Consider the following 21958-nt stretch of genomic DNA (forward strand, 5'->3'; position numbering starts at 1 on the left):
AGAGGGTTGATCGCGCAGTTCCCCGCGCCCCCTAAAAGAACTACGCCGCCGTCCCGAAGGAGCGCCGGTACCCGGTAGGGGTGGTCCGCATGGCGCGGGCGAAGTGGTGGCGGTAGGTGGCGGGGCTGTCGAAGCCGACTGCTGTGGCGATCTCCTCGACGGTCCCGTCCCCGGCTTCCAGCAGGGGGAGGCTGGCCGCCACCCGTTGGGCGATCACCCAGCGAATCGGGCTGGTGCCGTTGCGGCGGGTGAAGTGCCGCAGGTACGACCGCTCCGACATCCGCGCGGCGCGCGCCAGCACCGGCACGGTCAGCGGCTGCGCCAGCCGGTCGAGCGCCCAGGCCATGCTGCGGGCCACGCCGTCGTCCTCCCCCGCCACCGGCCGTACCGCCGCCTCGATGAACTGGGCCTGCCCGCCCTCCCGGTGCGGCGGCACCACGAAGCGGCGGGCGACGGTGTTGGCGACCTTCGCGCCGTGGTCGCCGCGCACCAGGTACAGGCACAGGTCGATGCCGGCCGCGCTGCCCGCGCTGGTGAGCACGCTGCCGTTGTCGACATAGAGGACGTCGGGATCGACCTCCACCTCCGGGTAACGCTCGGCGAGCAGCGCGGCGTAGCGCCAGTGCGTGGTGGCCCGCCGACCGTCCAGCAGCCCGGCGGCGGCGAGGGCGAAGGCGCCGGAGCAGATCGACACCAGCCGGGCCCCGCCCGCATGGGCCGCGCGCAGCGCGGCGACCAGCGCGGGTGACACCTCGCCCCGGGCGTCGGGGACGCCGGGCACGATCACGGTGTCCGCGCCGGCGAGCACGTCCAGGCCGTGGTCGGCCTTCAGGCTGAACCCGCCGACCGCCCGCAGCTCCCGTCCCGGTTCCTCGGCGCAGACCCGCAGCTCGTACCAGGGCAGCTCGCCCAGCTCAGGCCGGTGCAGCCCGAACACCTCGACCACGACGCCGAGTTCGAAGGGGGCCATGCCGTCGAAGGCGAGCACGGCGACGGTGTGCGCGGTCTCGGACGGCGGGCGGGCGGCGATGGTCAGCATCAGCCCTTGAGCTCCGCCATCCAGCTCTCGACCTCGGCCGAGGTGCGCGGGAGGGAGGCCGAGAGGTTGCGGCTGCCGTCGGCGGTGACCAGGATGTCGTCCTCGATCCGCACGCCGATGCCGCGGTACTCCTCGGGCACCGTCAGGTCGTCGGCCTGGAAGTACAGGCCGGGCTCGACGGTGAGGACCATGCCCGGCTCCAGCAGGCAGTCGACGTAGGTCTCGGTGCGCGCCTGGGCGCAGTCGTGGACGTCCAGGCCGAGCATGTGGCCGGTGCCGTGCAGGGTCCAGCGGCGCTGCAGGGCGAGTTCCAGGACGCGTTCCAGCGGCCCCTCGACCAGGCCCCACTCGATCAGGCGCTCGGCCAGCACCCGCTGGCTGGCCTCGTGGAAGTCGCGGTAGCGGGCGCCCGGCTTCACCGCGGCGATGCCGGCCTCCTGGGCGTCGTACACCGCGTCGTAGATCTTCCGCTGGAGCTCGTCGAAGCGGCCACTGATCGGCAGGGTGCGGGTGACGTCGGCGGTGTAGAGGGTGTGCGTCTCCACGCCGGCGTCGAGCAGCAGCAGCTCGCCGGGGCGGACCTCGCCGTCGTTGCGGACCCAGTGCAGGGTGGTGGCGTGGGCGCCGGCCGCGCAGATGGAGCCGTAGCCGATGTCGTTGCCCTCGACCCGGGCCCGGCGGTAGAAGGTGCCCTCGATCCACCGCTCGGAGCTGGCCACGGCCTGGGCCAGCTCGCGGACCACGTCGGTGAAGCCCTTGGCGGTGGCGTCGCAGGCGGCCTGCAGCTGGGCGACCTCCCACTCGTCCTTGACCAGGCGCAGCTCGCTGAGGAAGACCCGCAGCTCCTCGTCGCCGTGCCGGGTGGTGTGCTCGGCGAGCGCGGCCTCCAGCGCGGCGTCGTAGGAGCGGACGATCCGGGTGGTGCCCGGCCTCTCCTCGGCTGCGAGCGTCAGCTCGGCGACGGCCTGGCGGACGTCGCGGGTGGGCAGGCCGAGCAGGGCCTCGGCCTCGGCCAGGCTGTGCCGGCGGCCGACCCACAGCTCGCCCTGGCCGTCGAGCCAGAACTCGCCGTTCTCACGGTTGGAGCGCGGCAGCAGGTAGGCGGTGGCGTCGTGGCCGCCCTCGCCGCGGGGCTCCAGCACCAGCACGGCGTCCTGGCTCTGGTCGCCGGTGAGGTGGACGTACTCGGTGGCGGCCCGGAACGGGTACTCGGTGTCGTTGGCGCGGGTCCGCAGACCCCCGGCCGGGACCACCAGGCGGTCGCCGGGGAAGCGGGCCGACAGCGCGGCGCGGCGCTTGGCCGCGTAGGCGGACTGCTCGACGGGGACGAGGTCGCGCAGCTCGGTGTCGGCCCAGCCGGCCTTCATGACCTCGGCGAGCTCGTCCGAGAGCGCCGGGTAGAGGCCGTTCTTCCGCCCCTTGATCGGCTGGTCCTGCGCCTCGTCGACAGCCTCTGGTGCCTCGGTCGTGGTCGGCTCGGTCGCGTCGTTCACCTGCGTCGCCTCCTGCTCGTACGGGACCACCCGCGGACGGGGGGGTCCCTACGATCCTAGGACCTGCGAACAGATGGCCGAAAGGGTCGGAAGCCCTCTTCGTCCCTTACTCGAAGCCCGCCGCCAGCAGCACGATGTCGTCCGCCCCGGCCGGGCCGTCGGCGCCGTCCAGGCAGGTGCTGAGCAGGTACGCGCAGAAGCGGTCCGGGTCGTGCCGGGCCTCGCGGGGGGCCGCAGCCGCGGCCGAGCGCAGTTTGGCCTGTCCGGCGTGCAGCGAGGTGCCGCAGCGGCGGGCCAGGCCCTCGGTGTAGAGCAGCAGCAGGTCGCCGCGGTCCGCCCGGAGCTCCACGCCAGGGGCCTCCCAGCAGCTCAGCATGCCCAGCGGGGCGGAGAGCGAGGTCTCCACGAAGCTGGCGCCGAAGGAGGTCACCAGCAGCGGCGGGCACTGCCCGGCGCCGGCGATGGACAGCTGCCGGGTGCGCGGGTCGAGGTAGGCGTAGAGCGCGGTCGCGGTGCGGGCCGGCTCGGTGGTCTTGAGCAGCAGCTCCAGGTCGCCGAGGACGGAGACCGGGTCCTCGCCCTCCAGGACTGCGTAGGCGCGCAGGGCGGCGCGGATCCGGCCCATCGCGGCGGCGCAGTCGGGGCCGCCGCCGTTGACGCTGCCGACGCTCAGGGCGAGGCTGCCGTCCGGCAGGGCCAACGCGTCGTACCAGTCGCTGCCCGCGGAGAGGTCCAGCCCGGCCGGCAGGCAGCGGGCGGCGAGCTGGATGCCGGGCACCCGGGGGAGCCGGTCCGGCAGCAGGCCCCGGCGCAGCGCCTCGGTGGTGCGGCGGAGCCGGTCGCGCTCGATCTCCTTGGCGATCAGGCGGGAGGCGGCGGAGCAGTAGAGCGCGGCCAGGCGCTGCTGGCTCTCGGTGGGGACGGCGGCGTACCGCTGGGTGACCCCGGCCCGGCGGGCCTCCGTGTCGAGCGTGTCCAGAACGCCGGGTGCGCCGGGTGCTCCAGGTGCGACAGGTGCAGGTGCGCCAGGTGCGGCTGAGAAGAACCAGATGGCCGCGCCGAAGGGCTCACCGCCCTCACCGGGGGCCGCGAGCGGGAGGGCGAAGGAGGCGTCGATGCCCAGCTGACCGGCCACTTCGCGGAAGCGGTCACCGACTGCCCCGGCGCTCCCCCGGGCCGCGGCGGCCTCGGCGCCGAGGAGCCCCCAGGCCATGGCCTGGCTCGCACCCGCGAGCAGGCCCGAGTAGGGGCCGCTGTCACGCGGGACGGTCTCCAGCGCGCCGAGGGCCGGACGGTCCAGGCCGTAGCCGATGGTGGTGCCGGGGGAGTCGATGGTGCCGAAAGCGGCGAGGCCGTCGGGACCGTCGGTGCCGTCGGCGTTGTGGACCGGGGGGTCGGCGAGCAGCAGCATGCCGCGCTGGGCGCCGAGGATGGCGGCGCCGGCCTTGAGGGCTCCGCGCAGGGTCTCCTCCAGGCCGGAGGCGGCGGTCAGCCGCTCGGTCAGCTGGTAGAGGGTGGTGAGCTCGGACTGCTCGGTACCGGCGTCGGCTTGGGTTGTGGTAGAGCCGGACGTGGTGGGGCCGGACGCGCCTGCGGCCTGGTCGACGGAGCTGGTCGGGGCGGGGACGGCGGGCGCCTGCCCGTCGAGGCTGCGGTCGTCGAGGGTGCGGCCGGTACGGGGTGAGGGGGAGTCAGCCATGGTGTGCGCCCTTCGCTGCGGGTGCGGGCTGCAAGGGGGACGCACCGAGGGGAAATACAGAGCGTGAAGTGATTTGTCCGAAATAACTAATTTTGCACCCCCGTGTCATGCCGTGAGGCAATTAGTGACTTACTTCTACACACACCGATCGGGTGATGTCCAGGACTGTGAGGTGCCAGGTGATTGGTGTCTTTGCCCGAATACCTGGCCGAAAAACATCGCTCTTCGTCATCGGTGCACGGAGAGGGTCCGTCCGACCTCGCGCCACTGCCCGAACTCCCGCAGCCGGGCCCGCAGTCCCCCGCGGCGCGGCCGGTGGGACCAGTCGACCGGGACCTCGACCACGCGGAATCCGTGCCGCATCAAGTCGATGATCAGACCGGCAGTTGCCCCCGCGCCGCCGGACAGCGGTTCGGCGGCGGTAAAGGCATCCCTGGTCAGACACAGTTCGGCCGCGATGGGGGAGCCGGCCGAGAAGCCGGTGGCCCGCTCGATGCCCCGGCGCGCACGGCGCGCCGCAGCGCCCGCCTCCGGCGCCGCGCTCCCGGCCCGGGCCAGCACCGCGTCGGCCTCGCCGGCCTGGACCGGTTCCAGCAGCCGTACCGCCTCGGCGGCGCCGGACATCACGTCGGGTTGCAGGAAGAGCAGATGGCGCGGCCCGGACCGACCCGATCCGGCCACCCCTGTCTTCGCGGCATCCGTCCCGACGCCCTCCAAGCCCTCCGTGCCCTCCATGGCTTCCAGGGCGGTGACCCTCGCCACGCCGCGCAGCAGCGCCTCGGTCCGGTCGGCCCGCGCCCCCAAGCGGAGCACCTCGGCCCCGGAGTCCTCGGCGACCCGCGCGGTGGAGTCGGTCGACCCGGTGTCGACCACCACGACCAGGTCCACGCCCGGCAGCCGCCGCGCCGTGATCACCGTCAGGGCGATCCGTGACGCTTCGTCATGCGCCGCGATCACCACCGCGACCGAGCGGTTCGAGGGAGTTCTCCCGCCATCGAGCTCGTCATTGAGCTTGCCGCCGTGCGGGCCGTCCGGCGTCGGTTGTGCGTCCATGTCCGGATCGTACGAGCACGAGGGGTCGGCCGCTGCCCTTCCGGGCCCTTCTGAACATGCCAATGTGCCAACGGCAGGGAGAAGCCGGGTGACCCGATCGGTGGAACCATCGCCGGTTCGCCCGCGTCATTCCGGACGATGCGTCAATCTCGTGAGTGAACGTGTTCGTGAGGCCCTCCGGCGGGCCGCCCGGGGAAGCAGCCCGAAAACATCCCGCAAGCCGTAGCGGGAATGCTGAGGCAACATCCGGGTTCCGGGGTACAAGCCTGGCAGGGGCGGCGGAACAATCGCCACCCTGCGCCACCCCCCGCCAGGTTCCGCAGAGCGCGTCGGGCGTGGTGCGCTTCTCGTTGCGCGAGATCACGTACCGATCCTTGACTGGTCACGGAAAGGAACGAGTGCTCATGCGCGGGGTTCTCAGCACGATCCGCCCTCGGAACCTGCTTGCACGAGGGCTCGCACGGGCGCTTTCCGCCGGTCGGCGCAGGGAGCGGTCACTGCTCCTGTCCGCGGCCACGACCTGCTCGCAGGAGTGGGGCTGGCCGGTGCTGCCGGGTGCCGCCACGGGCTGGGAGGGCTGTGCCTGCCCGCGCCCCGACTGCCCCACTCCGGGAGCGCACCCCTACGATCCGCCGCTACTGGCTGCGACCACCGACAGCAGGATGGTGCGCTGGTGGTGGCGACGGCATCCGGACGCACCGCTGGTGCTGGCGACCGGCGGTCCGGTCTCGGCGGTGAGCCTGCCCGCCTCGGCCGGGGCGCGGGTGCTGGAGTACTTCGACGCGCTGCGGATCCGGACCGGTCCGGTGATCGCCACGCCCACCAGGTACGTTCTGCTCGTCGCGCCGTACACCATGCAGGAGTTGGCGGAGCTGCTGATCGCCCAGGAGTGGGTGCCCACCAGTCTGCGCTACCACGGCAGCGGCGGGTACGTGGTGCTGCCGCCGTCCAGGACCGGGGCGGGGGTGCTGCGTTGGGCCCGGGAGCCGGTACCGGATCCGGGGGCCGACGGGACGCCGTGGCTACCCTCGGTGAGTGATCTGATGGGGGCTCTGGTCGCGGCCAGTGCGGCGGTCCCCGACGGGGCGCGGCTGGCGTACTGAGCGGGCCGCGCATCGGCAGGCCGACGGCCGGGCAGCCGAAAAGACAATGCCCGGCCGCTGGCGACGGGGGATGCACCAGCGACCGAGCTGTTTAAACCGTAACAAGTTTTGGCCCCCAAGCAAATTCCCCCGGGGGAGTCAGAAGCGGTGTTTCTGCCTCCACCTGGGGAATTGTGATGCACATCACTGCCAAAAGGGCACGGGTCGACTTTTGCTGTCGCCGAACGTGCCCGATCGAGCGCAATGCGTAAACAGTCCGTTGTCAGCCGAGGGTGACCTGACGGTTCACCAGGCCGGCGCGCGCCCGGCGCTCCTGACCCGTGAGCGGCGCACTATCGGCGAGTGCGCCGGCAAGGCGCTCGGCAAAAGCGGCGGCCGGCTTCTCGCAGTCCTCCGCCGTCATCTCCGACGGCAGGTCCCACACCGGCACGGTCAGTCCGTGCGCCCGGAACGAGCCGACCAGCTTGGTCCCCTCGCCCAGTCCCGCGTCGTCCTTCGCGGCGAGCCGCGCCAGTGCGTCGAGCAGCCGGTCCTCCGCATGGGGCATCACCCAGCGCAGGTGGTTCTTGTCCGGCACCGAGCACCAGTACGCGGTCTCCACCGAGGCCAGCCGCACGGTCGGGATGATGGTGGCGTTCGCGCTCTCCAGCGAGGCGGCGACCTCGCCGACCGCCGCGTCGGCGTCGTCCAGCCAGAACTCGAAGCCGCTGTGCAGGGTCGGCTCGAACGCGGCCGAGGTGTCGACCAGTTCCTGCAGCCGCGGCGCGTCCGCGGCCGGCCGGCGCGGCGGCACCGGCGTGCCCGGCTCGACGGACAGCGCCTGGAGCAGCGCGTCGCCGAGGTCGCGGCTGATGTCGCCGGAGGAGCCGTGGGTCTGCAGACCCAGCAGCACGCTGCCGTCCTGACGGCGCATCGCGGGCCAGGCCATCGGCAGCACCGTCGCCAGGGTCACCGCGGGGACCTCGCCGTTGGCGCCCTTCAGCGCCGCCGCGTTCAGCGTCAGCGGCACCGTGGCCGCCGGGACGAGCTCGCGCAGCGCCACCCAGTCGCCCTCGCCGGGCAGCCCCTCGAACGGACGCTGCACCAGTTCCTGGACGGCGTGCGAGGCTTCGCGGCCGTGGCAGGCCTTGTAGCGGCGGCCCGAACCGCAGGGGCAGGCCTCGCGCGCGCCGACGACGGGGATCTCCCCCGCGGCTGCTGCGCTGGCTGCGGTGTTCGACCCGGCGCGGGCGGGCGCCTTCTGCGGAGGCTTCTTGGCCATGGTGCGGTATCTCCCGGTGCGGCGGCTGCTTGTTCCGCACCGAGCCTAGTGGTGCCGCGGGTCCCCGCCGGTCACCCCGCGGTGCCTCGCGGGCCGCCGCACCACTGACGCGGTGTCAGCCCGTTTGATGCGGTGCCGCCCGTTCGGGGCCGCCTCGCCTCACCCCGTCGTGACGCCGTCGCGCCTGGCATGGCGGGCCCGCACCGGGAGCACCGCCCACACGGTCACCTCGCCCGGGGCGTCCCTGACCCCCCAGTCGCTCGCCAACTGGCCGACGATGCCCAGGCCGCGGCCGCCTCGCGCGGTCAGCGAGGGGCTGCCCCGGCGCGGCCGGGTCGGCCCGCCGCCGTCGGTGACCTCGACGGTGAGCAGTCCGTCGCTGTGCAGTTCCCAGCCGACGACCACCCGTCCGCAGTCAGCCTGACCCTGGCCCTGTCCCAGCCAGGCGGCCTGGGCGTGCGCCCGTGCCGTCGGGTGGTCGGTGTTCGAGCCAGGGTGGACGCCGTCGTGGGAGGAGGCCGGGACCGGCTCCAGGGGCCTGGCGTGCCTGCAGGCATTGCTCAGAAGCTCGGAGAGTATGAGCACCGCGTCGTCGATGACGACGTCGGGCAGATGCTGCGCGGCGAGGTCCTTTCGCAGTCGACGCCGTGCAGTGCTCACGCTCTCGGGACCATGGGGCACGGCCATGGTCGCCGAAGAAGTCGGCACATCACGCGCTACCACCAGCGCCACCCCCGGACCTCCTCCTCAGCTGTCAGCCAGGGTGTGAATGCCCGTTGCAAGCACGGCGGAAACGAGAACAGAAGCACCTCGGCATGCCGAGAAAGCAGCTGAAGTCGGAGTCGCGCCACCCATTTTACTAAGCGTAGTCAGGTCGTCACTGAGTGTTTATCGGGGGTGGTGAAGAATGGTGAACCGGGTGAATTTCCGGCCATTCCACTGCGCCCGCGCACGCCTGCCGAAGCAGGCTCCCGGCTCCGCCATAGTCCGTACTAGCGACCCAACTGGTCAAGTACCCGGCGCGGATGATTGGTGATGATGGTGTCCACGCCGAGCCGCAGACACAGCTCGACATCCGCCGGATCGTCCACCGTCCACACATGCACCCGGTGCCCGGCGCGGTGCAGTACGGCGACGTAGCCGGGGTTGGCGCGGACCAGGTCGATGCCGGGTCCGGCGATCCGCGCCCCGTGCGGGAGGGTGCCGTCACGGAACCGCAGCGGCACCCGCTCCATCAGGAAGACCGTGGGGATGGCGGGGGCGAGCTCCCGCACCCGGCGCAGCGAGAGCTGACTGAAGCTCATGATCCGCACCGGGGTGCGCTCGCCGTCCGCCGGGGTGACCAGATCGAAGCGGTGCAGCAGCTCCAGGAGTTTGCGCTCCACGAGACCCGCGTAGCGGGTGGGGTGCTTGGTCTCGATCGCGAGTTCGATGCGGCGGCCGCAGGCGGTGGCGAATTCCAGCAGCCGCTCCAGGGTCAGCACCGAGGTGTGCTCGGCGTCGGCCCAGTCCGCCTCGTCGCCGTCCTCCATGTCGCCGGCCGCTCCGGCCGCTCCGGCCGCTCCGGCCGCGCCGGTTGTGACGCTTTCGCGCCCGGCCTTCCAGGAGCCGAAGTCCAGCTCCGACAGCTGGGCCAGTTCCAGCGTCGACACCACCCCCCGTCCGTTGGAGGTCCGGTCCACCCGGCGGTCGTGCACGCACACCAGGTGGCCGTCGGCGGTCAGCCGCACGTCGCACTCCAGGGCGTCGGCCCCCTCGTCCACGGCCAGTTTGTACGCGGCCAGCGTGTGTTCGGCGAGGGTGCCGGAGGCGCCGCGGTGGGCGACCACGCGGGTGCTCGTGCGATTGGGCAGCACCAGCTGCCGATGGGCGTTCGACTGGGGAGCGTTCGACACGCCACAAGCCTAAAACGGACCCCCGTCAGGCCCCGGCAGCGGCAGATGAATTCTGCCGGTGCGACCGGTTAACGTCCCCGTTCGCATCCCCGGCGGAGCTCACAGCCCCCGGCGGAGCAGCGGTGTCAGCGCCCAGGTGATCAGGGCCGGGACGACGAAGGAGAACAGCGAGGCCGAGGTCCACACCTGCGGGTGGATGTGCAGGGCGTTCTGGGCGTGGGCCCAGAAGGAGGGCCAGCTGCCGGCCCAGCCGGTCAGCTGCGCCGGGGCGATCAGCTGGTAGACCGCGAAGCCCACCGCCCACGGCAGCAGCGTCAGCCACCGCGTCGGTGCGGTCTCGGTCAGGTCCCAGCCTCCTTCGCCTCGCCCCGCCCCGAAGTAGAAGTCCACCGCCAGCACCGCCGACAGCGGCACGAAGACCGCGCCGATCAGTCCCAGGAAGGACACGTACCCGCTGAAGTCGGTCACCAGCAGAGCCAGCACGGTGACCACCGCGCCGAGTCCGACGGTGAGAATCCGGCGGTCCACCCGGGGCAGCAGGTTCTGCACCGACATCGCCGTCGAGTAGACGTTGGCGAAGGACTGGTCCGCCTCGCGCAGCACCAGCACGGCGAAGAACAGCCAGCCGGCGGTGATGCCCATGAAGGTGCTGAAGATCTTGTTCGGGTCGCCGCCGACCTGCAGCAGCGCCAGCAGCCCCACCACGTAGCACCACACCTGGGAGACCGTGTAGCCGCTGAACGCGCCCCAGAAGGAACTGCGGGTGCTCCTGGCGTGCCGGGTGTAGTCGGCGGCCAGCGGGACGAAGGAGATGGAGACGGCGATCACTGAGTCGACGGCGGGCAGGAAGCCGGTCCAGTTGCCCGGGGACGGGTCGTGCACCCCGTGCCGCAGCAGCTCCACCGTGAAGAACAGCATCGCCACGCCGACCGCGACGGCGACGTACTTGCGCAGCACCGCGATGGCGCCGAGCGGACGGATCGTCATCGCGGTGGTCAGCACTCCGGCCAGCACCACGTACAGCCAGTGCGGTCCGCCGCCGAAGAGGGCGTCGGCGCCCATCGCGATCACGGTCAGCTCGAACACGCCCCAGCCGAGGCACTGCACGATGTTGAGCACCGTCGGCAGGTAGGACAGCCGGGTGCCGAACAGCCCGCGAAGGATCGCCATGGCGGGCGCCCCGGCCCTGGTCCCGATGACGGCGGCGATGCCGAGCATCACCGAGCCGATCACGGTGCCGACGACGATCGCGGTGAGGGAGGCAGCGAGGGAGAGGTCCTTGCCGTTGAAGACCAGCACGGTCGCGGCGCTCTGGAAGCCGATCAGGCTGACGCCGAGGTTGGTCCAGAACGCCGCCTGGTCGCGGAAGCCCAGGGTGCGCGGGGGTGAGGTGTCCAGCACCAGCGGCGCTTCGACGCGCGGGGACCCCACCGCCCGGTCGAGGACAGGGGAGGGGGAAGGCGAAACGGACGTCACGAGGCTCAGCTCCCTACGCCGGCATTACCCGGTCAGGTTCAGGCGGTCGGCGCCCCGTGTTCGGCGCCCTCTCAGCCTGGATGGGTCCAAGCTCCCGCGTATGTGTTCGAGGCCATGCTAGGGGCAGCCGGGCAGCGAGCCAAGGATGAATGTCCGATGAGCTGTAGATGAGCTGTGAGCGGATGGCGTAAGAAAGCTCTCAGATCGGTGCGCTATAGATGCGGCCAAGGGAAGCGCCAAGCTGGCCCTTACGATGCCCTGACAGTGGGTGGGCAAAGCTTTGGGACGCGAAGTCCCGCAGGAGGAGGTCATTCGTGAGCACCGAGCACGAGGGTGGGGCTGTCCCCACCGGTGGGGAACCGGTGGAACCCTCCCTCGACGCGCAGTCGAACGGGGTGCCGCGCGACGCAGCGCCCGCAGCTGCTCCCGCTGCGGACGACACCGTCGTGCAGGCGGCCCAGGCGGCCCAGGCGGCCCAGTCTGCCCCGGCGGTCCAGCCCGCTCCGCCCCAGGCTTCGCAGCCTGAAGCCACGGCCGTACTCCCGTACGGCTCGGTCGAGCCGCCGGCCGACCCCACGCTCGCGGACTTCCCGCCGCCGGCCCCGGCCCCGCCGCAGCCGCCCATAGCGGACCCCGTGGCACCCCCGGTACCCCCGGCCCCGGTGGCCTCTGCTCCCGACGGCGCGGTGTACTCGGAGGCGGCGTACCCGGAGGCTGTGCACCCGGAGGCCGCGTTCACGGAGGCAGCGTTCCAGAAGCAGTCCCACCCGGCCGCGCCGCCGGTCCCGACCGCGCCACCGCTGGGAGCCCCCGTCCCCGGCGCCGAGGCGACCTCGGTCCAGCCCCCGTTCGACCCGGCCTACGGCGCCCCGCAGGGCGGTCAGCCCCCGTACGGCGGCCAGCCCGGCATGCCCTTCTACGGCGGCTACGGCCAGCCCGTTCCGCCCCGCAAGAAGCGCCGCGGCGCGCTGCTCGCCCTGCTGGCGATCACCGCGATCATCGCGGGCGGCATCGGCGGCGGGATCGGCGCCGCGATCGAGAACAACGACAGCTCCAACGGTTCCACCACGGTCACCAGCAGCGTGGACCCCAAGGCGCTCAGCCGCGCCCCCGAGAGCATCGCCGGAGTCGCCGCCAAGGCGCTGCCCAGCGTGGTGACCATCTCGGCCAGCAACTCGCAGGAGTCGGGCACCGGCACGGGCTTCGTCTACGACACCCAGGGCCACATCCTGACGAACAACCACGTCGTGGCGCCTTCGGAGAACGGCGGCAAGCTGTCGGTGAAGTTCTCCGACGGCAGCAGCTACCCGGCCACCATCGTGGGCCGCGCCTCCGGCTACGACGTCGCGGTGATCAAGCTGACCGGGACCCCGAAGAAGCCGCTGGTGCCGCTGGCGCTCGGCAACTCCGACCAGGTGGCGGTGGGCGACACCACCATCGCGATCGGCGCGCCCTTCGGCCTCTCGGGCACCGTCACCTCCGGCATCGTCAGCGCCAAGAACCGCCCGGTCGCCTCCGGCGACTCGACCGGCGCGCAGACCTCCTACATGAACGCGCTGCAGACCGACGCGTCGATCAACCCGGGCAACTCCGGAGGCCCGCTGATGAACGCCTCGGGCCAGGTCATCGGCATCGACTCGGCGATCCAGTCGACCGGCAGCAGCACGACGACCGGCACCCAGTCCGGCAGCATCGGCCTGGGCTTCGCCATCCCGATCAACCAGGCCAAGTGGGTCGCGGACCAGCTGATCAAGACCGGTACCCCGGTCTACCCGATCATCGGCATCCTCCGCGACGACTCCTACACCGGCGAGGGCGCGAAGATCGCCTCCTCCGCGGTCCAGGGCAGCGCCCCGGTCACCGCCGGCGGCCCCGCCGACAAGGCCGGCCTCAAGGCGGGCGACATCATCACCTCGCTCGACGGCGTCCAGATCGACAGCGGTCCGACCCTGGTCAGCGAGATCTGGTCGCACCACCCGGGCGACGTCGTCACCGTCACCTACACCCGCAACGGCCAGAGCCACACCACCAGCGTCACCCTCGGCTCCCGCACCGGCGACCAGTAACCCGCCCGACCCGACACCCTCCGGCCCCACCCGGCCCCGTACGGCAACCAGCACCTCCGCCGTACGGGGCTATTGCTGCCCGAGCACACCCCCGAACATGAGAAGATCCCTGAGCGCGGACAACCACCCGGGGGGCTCGCCCCCCTTCGTGCTGCCCACCCGCGCAAGGAGAGCTGCCCGAGCGGCCTAAGGGAACAGTCTTGAAAACTGTCGTCACGGGGAACCGTGACCGAGGGTTCGAATCCCTCGCTCTCCGCAGGTAGAGAAGTGCAGGTCAGAGCCAGTGTCGAAGTTTGTCGACGCTGGCTGTTTTCGATTCTTAACGTACGCCTATTCGATTCTGAAGGCCCGGGGCAGCTCTCTGTGGACCAGGCGTGGACCAGATCGGCTGCTTGGCGCCGCATCCTCGGACGTGTCCGCGGGTCACCGCCTGTTACCACCCGGTGACGGGAACAGTTGGGGCGGCTGTCGTGCCGTCATCTGCAGAACGGCGTGGGTGCCGGGCTCTCGGCACGGACAGGGTTTTGCCTCATGAACTGACAACAAGACCTACCTCCATCGACGATCCGTCAGTGGAGTCGTGCTCTCGACGGGCCTTCGACCCAGTCGCCGGGCGGCCAGATCTCGCGGTCTCGTGGCGGGATGGTCGGCCCCATTTCAGCTGGCTCCGACCGCTTACCGACTGTATCCCCCTCCACAGCGCCCCCGTTCGTATCGAGTCCAGCGGTGGGTAGTAACATGCGCGCGCACTCGTGACTTCACGAGTGCCTGTCGGTAAGGGGTAGTTCAGATGAGTTATCGACTATTGTCCGGCGGGATAGCCGTGGCGCTAGCCGTAGCATGCGCGGTACCCGGGATCGCGCAGACCTCGTCCGCGGCCCCGAAGACGTCTCGGACTGCCTCAGCCTCCTTGTCGGCTACGGCCTCGGCGGCAACTCCCACGGCGTCAGCAGGCTCGTCGAAGGCGCCGCTTTCTGCCGCCGCCAAGCCTGAGGCCAACGCCTTTCGCACTGTCGACGGCCGCCAGACGGCCGTCCCACAGGTCAGCACTGCCGTGAGCGGGACGCCGCGTCCCACGCCGTCCGGGCCAGTGCTGTTCGTGGACGGGGCGTCCGGCTCGGGCTGCTCGGACACCGCAAGCGGCACCGGTACGCAGGCCGTACCGTTCTGCACGCTGCAGGCTGCGGCGAACACTGTAGTCGCGGGCGACACGGTTCTGGTAACGCCGGGCGTATACGCCGGCTTCACCTTGAGCGCGCAGGGCACCGCGGCCGCGCCGATCGTCTTCGAGTCGAGCATCGTGCCCAGCAACGCGTACTACAGCCAGCCGATCGTCCTCGAGAGCCCGCTCAACGCGGGTAGCACATCGAGCCCCGCCCATGCGATCGACGTGGAGAACTCGAGCTACATCGACCTCGAGAACTTCCGCATCGCGGAACTCGCGACGAGTGACGCGCTGCTGATCAACGCTTCGCACCACGTCACGGTGGACGAGTTCATGGACTGGGTGGGCTACCTTGCCTCCCACCCCCAGCAGGCGCCCGACATCCACGTCGCCGGCGACTCCAGCTACGTGACCGTCACGCGGGCGAGTGAGTTCAACGCCAACGGACACCCCTACATTCAGGTGGACGCCGGCGGCTCGAACGACACCATCGCCGACAACGCCTTCTGGGGCGACTACGGCACCGTTGTCGCCGTCGCGGGCACACCGAACGCCGAGATCACCGGCAACACCTTCCTGATGAGCTACTCGACCGCGATCTCGCTGACCGGGAGCTCACCGAACTCGACCGTTGAGGACAACGTCGTGTCCTTCAACGGGTTCTACGGCACCGGAACCCCGTCGATTGCGATCGGAACCGGCTCCGTCTCCGGCACCACCCTCGACTACAACGTGGTCGAGCCCACCTCGTCCTCCTCCTACCAGTGGGGTACCGCCACCTACGCCAAGGCCGTGGCACTGCACAGCGCCAGCGGGCAGGGCGCGCACGAGATCAACGCCACCCCGGATGTGTACGTCGGCAGCAATGTCCTCATGCTGGGCTACGACTCGGTCGGCATCGACGCGGCCAACGCCGCGGCGCCCGGCGAGCAGGCCACCGACATCAACGGGAAGTCCTGCGTCGACGACCCCTCCTACCCGGTGACGGGAGCGGGCTCCCCCGCGTACTGTTCGCGTGGCTCGTTCCAGTACCAGGACCCGCTGGGCGCGTTGGTGACCGCGACCGCGACCGGCAGCATGAGCGTGAAGGCAGACGCCACCAAGAGCCACGGACTCAACGCCATCACGAGCTACTCCTTCAACTTCGGCGACGGCAGCGCTCCACTGGTGAACACCACCGGCCAGGCCACGCACACCTACACGCACTCGGGCGGGTACTCCGTCACCGTCACCGTCACCGACTCGACCGGCGCGACGAACACCAGCGCTGCGGCCCCGGTGACTACACTCGGCGCCGACTTCACCGCGGAGGCACCGGTTCGCGTACTCGACACCCGCAACGGCACCGGCTCCGGCGCCCGGCCGGTGCCGGCCGGTGGCTCCGTCACCTTCCCCCTCCCCGCCAGCGCCGCCTCGCACGGCAACTGGCTCCACGCGGTCGCGCTCAACGTCACCGTCACGGACCCCACCGGAAGCGGCTACGTCGGGGTCAGCGGAGGCACATCAAGCCTCAACTACAAGGCTGGCCAGACCGTCGCGGCGATGGTGATCGCGCAGGTATGGAACAACAACGGGACAATGTCGGCCACGCTCTACACCTCCGGCGCGGGCACGGTCGAGGTGATCGCCGACCTGGCCGGCTTCTTCGCGACCGACTCGACCAACGGCTACCAGCCGATCAGCCCGGCACGGGTAATGGACACCCGTAACGGCACCGGCGGCTCGACCGGCCTGCTGACCTCCGTCCAGCCGGACGTGCTGACCGTCGCGGGCGCGGACCAGGGCATCATCCCGACCACCGGGGTCGCCGCGGTCGCAGTGAACCTGACGGTGACCCAGACAACCGGCAGCGGCCAGGTCACCGCATACCCGGACGGCACGACCGAACCCGGCACGTCGAACATCAACTACCGCCCTGGGCAGACCCTGTCCAACTTCGCCATCATCCCGGTGGGCCAGGACGGCAAAATCGACTTCGCCGATTCGGCCGCTGGCAAGACCGATCTGATCGTCGATGTCGTCGGCTACTTCGAGTCCGCCGGCGGCAGTGGCTTCGTCGTCGCCGACCCGTACCGCGACATCGACACCCGCAGCGGGAACCCCGCGGTGGACTGCAACAGCGCCAAGGGTGCCCTCGCGCCCAACCGCGTGCTGACCGCGAACGTGGTGTGCCCGACCGCCGCTTTCCCGTCCACCACGGACCTGGGAAACGTGACCGCCGTCGTGGTGAACAACACGGTGACTGCCGGCACCTCCCCCAGCTACCTCCGCGTCTATCCCGCGGGAGCTACCCCGCCGACCACGTCCAACGTCAACTGGCAATACGCGAATCAGACGGTCGCCAACGTCACCTTCGCGGGAACCGGCAGGGCAGGCGAGATCTCCTTCGCCAACAACAGGGGCACGGTACAACTCATCGTGGACGTCTACGGCTACTTCTCGAACAGCTGAAGCAACAGTCTGTGCCACCGGCGTCATACGAGCCCCGGTGGCACAGACCTGCACGCCAGTTCACCGCACCGCGGCTACCTTGCCCACGACGGAACCGATCACCGAAGTGAAGTTCCGGATGCACGCTTACGCGGAACGGGTCCGGGCTCGTTTGGCCCCCGACCGATTTGGTGGACAGTTCGGTCGGCGGGAGTAGGTGTCAAGTTGTGCCAGGTGGTGCCAGCTGGAGTGGACCAGCTGTGGACCAGGTGCCACGACAATGTGGCTGAGTGGGCTGATATCCGCAGCTGGGAGGGCGTGTGGGTCTGGTTTGTCCTGCGGTCTTGAAAACTGTCGTCACGGGGAACCGTGACCGAGGGTTCGAATCCCTCGCTCTCCGCAGGTCAGAACACGCAGGCCGGGGCGGGTCTCGGGGATTTTCCGATACCCGCCCTTTTCGCTTTCTGTCCCATGTGTGTTCGCCCCGTCCCATGGTCGACCAGTTTTCGTGGACCACCGGTGGACCAGATTTCGGCGGCGTTGCCGCTCCGGGTCTCGCCGTCGCCGGCTGTCGGCCGCAGGGTCTCGCGGCGACTGAAGATCCATGAGGGGCCACCGGCCATCACAGATGAGACATCGGTTCAGTCACTGATCTGGGCCGGTTCGAGAGAAGGCTCCCACCACCCTTCGCCTCGGCGCTACCCGCTGTCCTGCCAGATCCGTGACTGGGCGTTTTCGGTGAGGGTTGGTGCGGCGGTTGAAGGGTGAGGTGCTCAGCACGATGGAGTGCGGGGAGCGATGGGTGAGGTGTCGGTGGATCGCGGGCGTGCCGGTGACGCGCAGTGTGCAGCCCCGGAGGGTCCTGGCGGGCGGCGCAGCGCCTTTCTTCCCGGCCGCGGTGGTCTGATCAAGCGGATGAATTTAACTGAACGTAGTTGATCAGCTACCTGTTGTCCTGGAGTCTGATGGGCCGGAGATCGGATGAGGGCCCGATCCTCTTGACCGAGGGAGACATCCTGATGCACCTGACGCGTCCCGTGCAGTTCCTGTCGCGCGCTTTGCGGGCGTGCGCCGCCTTTGGGGTGAGCGCGGTCATGATGGTCGGCGTCGCGCCGAACGCACAGGTCGCGCGGGCGGACGAGCTCCGTTCGTCGGCTCCGGCCTGCCCGCTCACGTCGCATCTGGTGTCGCCGCAGTTGGAGAAGGCGCTCGACTGCTGGCAGCGGCTGCTCGTGGGCAAGACCATCGTCGAGAACGGCCGGCCCGTGGGGCCGGACCAGATCAGCGCCTCGGACCTGCCCCAGGAGAACGCCCGCGTCGTTGGCCCGGACACCCCCGTCTCCGTCGACTATGTGCCGAACAGGCTGAACATCACGACGAACGCGCAGGGGTTGATCGACAAGGTGACCCTGGGCTGACGGGGCGCCGGAGCCGCGATCCGGGGAGGAACGAGAATCGGCGCTGCGACCCGGATCTCGGTCGCGCCGGGTCGCCCAGGAACCGGATCCCGAGCCGGCGCCGGCCGCCGCGCAACCCGACGCCCCGAGCCGCCCTGCATGCCACAGGCCGACCGTCTGCCGGGACACCCTCGGCGGCCGGGCGCCCCGGACCGGGGCGGCGGGGCGGCGAGGGCGTGTGAGAAGTGAAGTCGATCAAGATTCCACAACGATTGCCGAGGTTTCCTGCAGGAATGCCTGCCGTTCGCATGCCTCCGGCTCGGCTTGCTATAGCGTCTGCAGGCGTTTCACACACGAAGCACATAGAGCTCAAGGGCATCAGGGGTTGTGATGGTCAAGGGACAGCACGGCCGCAAACGATCACGGGTCTGGCCGGGCGCGACAGGGGCTCTCGTCGCTGCCTGCCTGGTGGCCGGGGCTGTGGCGGAGGCGTCGCCGTTGGGGAGCAGCAGCGCGGCGGGGCAGGACGCCGGGTCGACGAACCGGCTGCAGGCCGAGTTCGCCTCGGCGGCGCAGGAGTTCCACGTGCCCGAACAGGTGCTGCTCGGCCTCTCCTACGAGCAGTCGCTGTGGGACAGCCACGAGGGCGCGTCGAGCACCACGGGCAACTACAACGTGATGGGCCTGACCAAGGTCGACAAGAGCGACCTGGCCACGCCGACCGGCAACAAGGGCGGTTACGAGGGCACCAGCGAGACCGACGCGGCCGGCGACGGCAAGAAGCGCCCGGTGCGCCGGTTCACCCTGCCCGCGAGCACCGCCGTGGACACCACCTCGCCCGCGCTGCACACGCTGGACGCCGCGGCCAAGCTGATCGGGCATTCGACCGGCGACCTGAAGACCAGTGCCGCCGAGAGTATCCGCGGCGGCGCGGCCCTGCTGGCCGAGTACGAGAAGCAGCTGAACGGCCGCTCGCTGCCGACCGACCCGAGTGCCTGGTTCTCAGCCGTCGCCGAGTTCTCGCACGCGAGCTCCACTGCCGCGGCCAAGCAGTACGCCACCCGCGTCTACCAGGTGATCCGCACCGGCATGAGCCGCAGCACCGCGGACGGCCAGGTGGTGACGCTGACCGCCGACCCCTCCGTCTCGACCAGCGGGACGGTCACCGACGCCGGCATCACCGACGCCTCGATCACCGGCTCCGGCTCCGGCGCCAGCAACAGCAACAGCAACAGCGCCGGCACCGGTACGGTCACCCAGGCCGCGTACACCACCTCCGCCAGCTACACCACCGAGTGCCCGTCCACGCTCAGCTGCACCTACACGCCGGCCGCGTACCAGCTGGATTCGACCACGGATCAGACCGACTACGGCAACTACGCGCTGGCGAACCGCCCGAGCGACGTGCGGATCGACTCGATCGTCGTCCATGACACCGAGAGCACCAAGGCCGCCGCCATCTCCGGCTTCCAGTCCGCCAGTTCGTACGTCAGCGCCCACTACGTGATCGGCCAGGACGGCTCGGTCACCCAGATGGTGCCGACCTCCGACATGGCCTGGCACTCGGCCAACAAGACCTACAACACCCACTCGATCGGCATCGAGCACGAGGGCTGGGCGCTCACCACCAACGGCAACTGGTACACACCCTCCGAGTACCAGTCCTCCGCCGCTCTGGTGAACTACCTGGCCAACCGCTTCGGCGTGCCGCTGGACCGTCAGCACATCATCGGCCACGACGAGGTGCCGGGCATCAACGACGCCGGTGTGCTGGCGCAGCACTGGGACCCGGGCACCTACTGGGACTGGGGCTACTACTTCACCCTGCTCGGCGCCCCGCTCAGCGGCAACGACCAGGCTGTGGTCGGCGGCACGGTGACCATCGCGCCGCCGTACTCCACCTCGTACGAGCCGAGCGTCTACGGCTGCAGCGCCAACCCGTGCCCCGGCCATCCCTCGAACTTCGTCTACCTCTACAAGGGGCCCGGCACCTCGTACGGCCTGATCACCGACCCGCTGTTCACCAGCAACAGCCGGACCACCGGCAGCCTGAACGCGGCGGACTGGACCGACAAGGCCGTCTACGGCCAGACCTTCGTGGTGGCGGCGATCTCCGGCAGCTGGACCGCGGTCTGGTACGACGGGCAGCAGGCCTGGTTCTACAATCCGGGCGGCAGCATGGCGTACGCCAACACGTACTCCACCGCCAAGCTCGTCACCCCGGCCGGTACCAGCGCGATCCACGCCTGGGGCGTGGCCTTCCCCGAGTCGTCCGCCTACCCGAGCTCGGGCTTCCAGCCGACCCAGCTGAGCTACACCCTGCAGCCGGGCCAGTCGTACCTCGCCAACGACCTGATCACCGGCGACTACTACGACTCCAACACCTACTACAGCGGCTACAGCAGCTGCACCGCCGCCGGCGGCTGCAAGGACTACACCGGGACGCTGCAGTACTACCCGATCCGCTACAACCACCGGATCGTCTTCGTGAAGTCCACCGACGTGAAACTGGTCGACCCGGTGACCCCGCCGACCAGCACGTTCGTGCCGGTCACCCCGCAGCGGCTGCTGGACACGCGCTCCGGGACCGGCGCGCCGCAGGCGAAGGTCGCCGCGGGCGGCTCGGTGGCGCTGCAGATCACCGGCAACGGGCCGGTTCCGTCCGGCAACGTCAGCGCGGTCGTGCTGAACGTGACGGCGGTCAATCCTTCGGCGGCCGGCTGGGTCGCGGTCTACCCCGACGGCACCAGCCTGCCCGGGGTCTCCAACCTCAACTTCACAGCGGGCGTGACCATATCCAACCTGGTCACCGTGAAGGTCGGTTCGGACGGCAAGGTGCGGCTGTACAACAAGAGCGGCTCGGTCGACCTGCTCGCCGACGTGGCCGGTTACTACACCACCGACGGCAGCGGCTCCCACTTCGTCGGCTACGGCCCGCAGCGGCTGCTGGACACGCGCTCCGGGACCGGCGCGCCGCAGGCGAAGGTCGCCGCGGGCGGCTCGGTGGCGCTGCAGATCACCGGCAACGGGTCGATTCCGTCGGCCAACGTCTCCTCGGTGGTGCTGAACGTGACGGCGGTGAAGCCTTCGGCGGGCGGTTGGGTCGCGGTCTACCCCGACGGCGCCAGCCTGCCGACGGTCTCCAACCTCAATTTCACGACGGGTGAGACCATCGCCAACCTGGTCACCGTGAAGGTGGGCTCGGACGGCAAGGTGCGGCTGTACAACAAGAGCGGCTCGGTCGACCTGCTCGCCGACGTGGCCGGCTACTACACGTCGGACAGCGGCGCGGTGTTCCACCCGGCCACGCCGGTACGGGTGATGGACACCCGCAACGGCACCGGTGTGCGCAGCGGGGCCGTCTCCGCAGGCGGCACGGTCACCCTCACGGTGGGCGCCAGCAACGGGGTTCCGCTGAACGCGAAGGCCGTGGTGCTGAACGTGACGGCAATCGCCCCGACAGCGGGCGGGTATGTGAACGTCTACCCCTACGGCAGCAGCCGGCCCGCGGTTTCGAACATCAACTTCAGTGCGGGGCAGACCATCCCCAACCTGGTGGTGGTCCCGGTGGTGGGCGGGAAGGTGGTCTTCTACAACGCCGCAGGGAGTGTGAACCTGGCGGCGGACCTCACCGGGTACTTCACCGGCTGACGCGCACCCTCAAGGGGCGCGAGGAACCGCTTGTCGCGCGGTTCCTCGCGCCCCTTGGGCTGTGGCGTGCCCGGAGGGAGCGCGGCGGCGATTCCGGCGGACCTTGAACAGATTCAGTCCCAGTCGGACATGGGCCGCTGTGTCCGGCGCCCCTCATGAGCAAGTAGTGCGACGTGTCGATCTCTCCGGGTGCTTCCGCCGTGCTCCCCCGGCCATCGCCATAGCCTGTC

At 70.4% G+C, this 21958-nt stretch carries 13 protein-coding genes, 2 tRNA genes and 1 riboswitch; of the genes, 7 read left to right on the forward strand and 8 right to left on the reverse strand.

Annotated elements, in window-relative coordinates:
• Positions 1 to 40: 40 nt before the first annotated feature.
• The 4 genes from ABH941_RS24305 to ABH941_RS24320 all read right to left on the reverse strand — a co-directional run bounded on the left by ABH941_RS24305 (position 41) and on the right by ABH941_RS24320 (position 5284).
• Positions 41 to 1039, reverse strand: coding sequence for a helix-turn-helix domain-containing protein (locus tag ABH941_RS24305; RefSeq protein ID WP_370131586.1), 999 nt, complete (start codon positions 1037 to 1039; stop codon positions 41 to 43).
• On the reverse strand, positions 1039 to 2532 hold the full coding sequence (locus tag ABH941_RS24310; protein ID WP_370131587.1) for an aminopeptidase P family protein: 1494 nt from the start codon (positions 2530 to 2532) through the stop codon (positions 1039 to 1041). Before ABH941_RS24310 ends, ABH941_RS24305 begins: the two co-directional genes overlap by 1 nt.
• Before the next feature lie 106 nt (positions 2533 to 2638).
• Complete coding sequence (locus tag ABH941_RS24315; RefSeq protein WP_370131588.1) at positions 2639 to 4231, reverse strand: PP2C family protein-serine/threonine phosphatase; 1593 nt, start codon at positions 4229 to 4231, stop codon at positions 2639 to 2641.
• A 228-nt stretch (positions 4232 to 4459) separates the two neighbouring features.
• Positions 4460 to 5284 carry a glycosyltransferase family 2 protein gene (locus ABH941_RS24320; RefSeq protein ID WP_370131589.1) on the reverse strand — a complete coding sequence of 275 codons (825 nt, stop codon included), beginning with the start codon at positions 5282 to 5284 and terminating at the stop codon, positions 4460 to 4462.
• Between the two features lie 404 nt (positions 5285 to 5688).
• Between ABH941_RS24320 and ABH941_RS24325 the strand changes: the two genes are divergently transcribed.
• The gene (locus ABH941_RS24325; protein ID WP_370131590.1) at positions 5689 to 6387 is read left to right on the forward strand and encodes a bifunctional DNA primase/polymerase; all 699 of its coding nucleotides are present in this window, start codon (positions 5689 to 5691) and stop codon (positions 6385 to 6387) included.
• A 262-nt stretch (positions 6388 to 6649) separates the two neighbouring features.
• On the opposite strand, the gene ABH941_RS24330 is transcribed toward ABH941_RS24325, so the two are convergent.
• From ABH941_RS24330 to ABH941_RS24345, 4 genes are all read right to left on the reverse strand, one after another.
• Entirely contained in the window at positions 6650 to 7648 is a 999-nt protein-coding gene (locus tag ABH941_RS24330; protein WP_370131591.1) for a DUF5926 family protein, read from the reverse strand.
• Positions 7649 to 7807: 159 nt separating this feature from the next.
• Complete coding sequence (locus ABH941_RS24335) at positions 7808 to 8380, reverse strand: ATP-binding protein (protein WP_370131592.1); 573 nt, start codon at positions 8378 to 8380, stop codon at positions 7808 to 7810.
• Between the two features lie 260 nt (positions 8381 to 8640).
• Complete coding sequence (locus tag ABH941_RS24340; protein ID WP_370131803.1) at positions 8641 to 9507, reverse strand: glycerophosphodiester phosphodiesterase family protein; 867 nt, start codon at positions 9505 to 9507, stop codon at positions 8641 to 8643.
• A gap of 135 nt (positions 9508 to 9642) precedes the next feature.
• Entirely contained in the window at positions 9643 to 11019 is a 1377-nt protein-coding gene (locus ABH941_RS24345; RefSeq protein ID WP_370131593.1) for a cytosine permease, read from the reverse strand.
• Positions 11012 to 11127: riboswitch (TPP riboswitch) on the reverse strand. It overlaps the preceding gene by 8 nt.
• A 206-nt stretch (positions 11128 to 11333) precedes the next feature.
• Here ABH941_RS24345 and ABH941_RS24350 point away from each other — a divergent pair.
• From ABH941_RS24350 to ABH941_RS24375, 6 genes are all read left to right on the forward strand, one after another.
• Positions 11334 to 13085, forward strand: coding sequence for a S1C family serine protease (locus tag ABH941_RS24350; RefSeq protein ID WP_370131594.1), 1752 nt, complete (start codon positions 11334 to 11336; stop codon positions 13083 to 13085).
• 167 nt (positions 13086 to 13252) lie between these two features.
• Positions 13253 to 13341: transfer RNA gene (locus tag ABH941_RS24355), tRNA-Ser, on the forward strand.
• A gap of 798 nt (positions 13342 to 14139) precedes the next feature.
• Positions 14140 to 16701 (forward strand): PKD domain-containing protein, encoded by a 2562-nt coding sequence (locus tag ABH941_RS24360; protein WP_370131595.1) that lies wholly within the window; start codon positions 14140 to 14142, stop codon positions 16699 to 16701.
• 290 nt (positions 16702 to 16991) lie between these two features.
• Positions 16992 to 17080, forward strand: a tRNA-Ser gene (locus tag ABH941_RS24365).
• Positions 17081 to 17615: 535 nt separating this feature from the next.
• Complete coding sequence (locus ABH941_RS24370; protein WP_370131596.1) at positions 17616 to 18098, forward strand: hypothetical protein; 483 nt, start codon at positions 17616 to 17618, stop codon at positions 18096 to 18098.
• Between the two features lie 369 nt (positions 18099 to 18467).
• On the forward strand, positions 18468 to 21728 hold the full coding sequence (locus tag ABH941_RS24375) for an N-acetylmuramoyl-L-alanine amidase (protein WP_370131597.1): 3261 nt from the start codon (positions 18468 to 18470) through the stop codon (positions 21726 to 21728).
• Positions 21729 to 21958: the final 230 nt, after the last annotated feature.

This window comes from Streptacidiphilus sp. EB103A, assembly GCF_041261405.1.
GTDB lineage: Bacteria > Actinomycetota > Actinomycetes > Streptomycetales > Streptomycetaceae > Streptacidiphilus.